The sequence below is a fragment of the Nocardioides sp. genome, from assembly GCF_024509035.1.
Lineage (GTDB): Bacteria > Actinomycetota > Actinomycetes > Propionibacteriales > Nocardioidaceae > Nocardioides.
In genome coordinates, this window is sequence record NZ_JANINT010000363.1 from 1 (window position 1) to 1031 (window position 1031).

Genomic DNA, 1031 nt, shown 5'->3' on the forward strand with positions numbered 1-1031 from the left:
CGGCGGGGCCGGCCCCGACCACCTCGTCGGCGGCGGAGGGGACGACACGCTCCTCGGCCGCGGCGGCGCGGACCTCCTCCTGCCGGAGGGGTACGACGCGCCGCACCGCAACGACCGCGACACGGTCGACGGCGGGCCGGGGAGGGACACGGTCCTCGCCCGGTTCGGCAGGGACGTGCTGCACGGCGGCAGCGGCGATGACCAGGTCACCACCTGGTCCTCGAAGCCCAGCGAGGTCTACGGCGACGCCGGTGACGACGTCGTCGAGGGCACGGTCACCCAGGGACGCGGCTTCGTGCTCGACGGCGGCGAGGGTGACGACCGCGGCTACCTGGGCCGGCCGGCGCGCACCATCCGTCCCGCGGACGACCCCGGCCCGACGATCACGGTCCGCGAGGCCGACGGCGTCGTCGAGCGGGAGGGCGAGCAGATCGGGACGCTGCTGTCGATCGGCGACCTCGAGCTCGCCAGCCGGCTGCGGTGGGTCTACCTCGGGACCGCGGACGCCGACGTCGTGACCGGCGGCTACTACTGGCCGTTCCGCGCCGAGACCTTCGGCGGCGACGACGTCGTCACGGGCTCGGGCGAGCGGGACTGGATCGACGCCGGGGACGGCACCGACCGGGTCGTCGGCAACGAGGGCCGCGACACCTGCCTCCACGCGGAGGACGTCACGAGCTGCGAGGTACTGACGGAGTAGCCGCTTCGGCGACCTGCTCCGTTTCGTCCTGGCCGGCCCGGCGGCCGCGGCGGCCGAGCAGCAGCAGGGCGAGGCCCGCGACCACCGCCAGACCGCCGGCGAGGTAGCCGACCAGCGGGACGATGTCCTCGATCAGCCGCAGCTGGCCGATGTTCGCGTGGGCGTCGTCGACGTTGGTCCGGATCTGGTCGTCGGTGAAGGCGAGGTCGAGGTCGAGGATCTTGCCGACACCGCGGGCGACGCGCTCCTGGTGCACGACCTGGTTGATGATCGCGCCGGTCCGGGGCTCGACGTAGTACTCGGTCGTCTGCAGGTAGCTGCCCTTGACGTC

The 1031-nt window shown here is 73.8% G+C and carries 1 protein-coding gene and 1 pseudogene; one reads left to right on the plus strand and one right to left on the minus strand.

Features of this window, described 5'->3' with window-relative positions; all coding sequences use genetic code 11:
* Nucleotides 1–700: pseudogene (locus tag Q0L15_RS21320) on the plus strand (hypothetical protein); the annotation flags it as partial.
* On the opposite strand, the gene Q0L15_RS21325 reads toward Q0L15_RS21320, so the two are convergent.
* The coding region (locus Q0L15_RS21325; protein WP_296606763.1) for a porin PorA family protein at nt 672–1031 on the minus strand (360 nt) is incomplete at its 5' end. The pseudogene Q0L15_RS21320 and the gene Q0L15_RS21325 sit on opposite strands and share 29 nt — an antisense overlap.